1 protein-coding gene is annotated in these 1613 nt (G+C 61.1%); it reads right to left on the bottom strand.

What is annotated here, in order from left to right; genetic code table 11:
- Positions 1-1313 precede the first annotated feature (1313 nt).
- Positions 1314-1613: CHAD domain-containing protein (locus tag WBF82_RS17895; protein ID WP_424384303.1), on the bottom strand; the 300-nt coding region annotated here is incomplete at its 5' end.

Raw genomic sequence — 1613 nt, 5'->3', positions numbered from 1 at the left:
GGCGACTGCGTGTTTCAACATTTCCCGTGGTAGATGCCGATCCCGCGCTAATCGCACTGGCTTCCGACGAACAGAAGTATCTCAGGCGTCATTAAGGTTTTGTTCGAAACGAAGAAATTCGCCAGACAAAAAATTGCCGAAGCCAGATCCTGGACAACGGGGTGGGGTGCAATCCGTACAACCAGATCCATTACAGGGCGGAAGCCATCTTCGCCCCTGGAGTTATTTATCTCTTAGCGATAGTTTGGCGCTGGCGCCGATCTTGGGGTGGCCCAAACGCCGCGAATCAGCAGCCGGTCTCCGCATGCACACAGAACTCGGTCGCGTGCTCGATATCCGCGACTCGCATCGCGAAGCTTGGGCGAGGCGTCCTGGAAGTGAATTCTTGGGGCAGGCCCGGCGAACAGTATCGCCTGTTAGCCGTATCCGAAGGGACACTGCCATAGGGGCGCGGAGGCGCCGTCAAACCTACCCGGTGTTTCCGGCGCGTCCAGGCCCCCAGGGAGGAGACCGCGCTCATGAATGCGGTGTATTTCGTTCTAGGTACAGCAGTAGTCATCGCGGCGATTCTTGCTGTGTCGTTTGTCGGTGCAGTAGTTGTTGCGGTTTTTTGGGAGTGGGTAATAGGTGAGAGCAGCTCGCCGCCATCCCGCCCCTTTGCCCCCGGCGGTCGGGTTGAGTAATTTGGTGCAGTTTGCTCTGCCCCGCAACGAATTTACCGAGGCGTCTAAGCGCGACATCGCGCGCATGATCGCGCCTACAGCTTAAACATTTGCCAGCGCGCTTGCAGCTTGGTTGAGGCAATCTCCATGCGAAAGCGCTGGAGAGTTGGGTGTACGCCCTACGATCCGGGCAGGGTCCCGCACCAGCCAGGCAGGAGAGGGCCGACGGTCATGCGCGCAGTCCTCGTCGCAGCGATTGCGGCATTTGCCGCATTCACTCCAGTGCCCGTGACCCACGCCGATCCCGACCCCGATCCGCACATTCCAGATATCACCGCCAACTACTGGCCTGGCGGGATGAAGTGGCTCGTCGCTACCACCTACTGTGACGGCATGCCGTACGCGGACGGCTCGTACTGGCACATCGTTAGAACCGAGCCTGTCGCCACTGGGGATGACTCGTTGTCCCCCAAAATTTCGCCGATGAAGTGCGTCGTCACCCCCGGCGGTGGCGTGGTGCCGCAGTGGGCGCGGGCGGGGCGCATGCGAGGGCGCGGTCCCCTAGGGCGCGTTCCGATCTGGGGTCTTGGAACAGCGATAGCTGGCTTTTTGTCCGGTGATATACCGAGCCAGATCGCCCGCCCTGCGGCTTCACATCTTGCGCAATGACTTGTAGAGCTTGCGCAACGCCGGCTGGAGTTGCCGACGGCATTCGATCGCTACGTCGGTCTCCTGCTGGTAGAGCAGCCCGTAGGTGAACGTGTCGTCGCCGGCGGCATGCGCGGCCTCCGCCTGCTGCATCAGGTGCTCGCGGCTGACCACGATGTCCTGGTGATCGCCGAGCAGAGACTGTATTTCTTTCGCCCGCTGCGACACCTTCGCCACGCCCGTCGCAGCTGCGGTGTAGCGAAGCCGCTTGGCGCGCTTGCGGATTCGATGTATCGCATCGTC

Origin of the sequence: Mycobacterium sp., assembly GCF_049673265.1 — a bacterium.
Taxonomy (GTDB): Bacteria; Actinomycetota; Actinomycetes; order Mycobacteriales; family Mycobacteriaceae; genus Mycobacterium.
The sequence above is the reverse complement of the archived record's forward strand: the minus strand, read 5'-3'. Positions and strand labels throughout refer to the sequence as shown.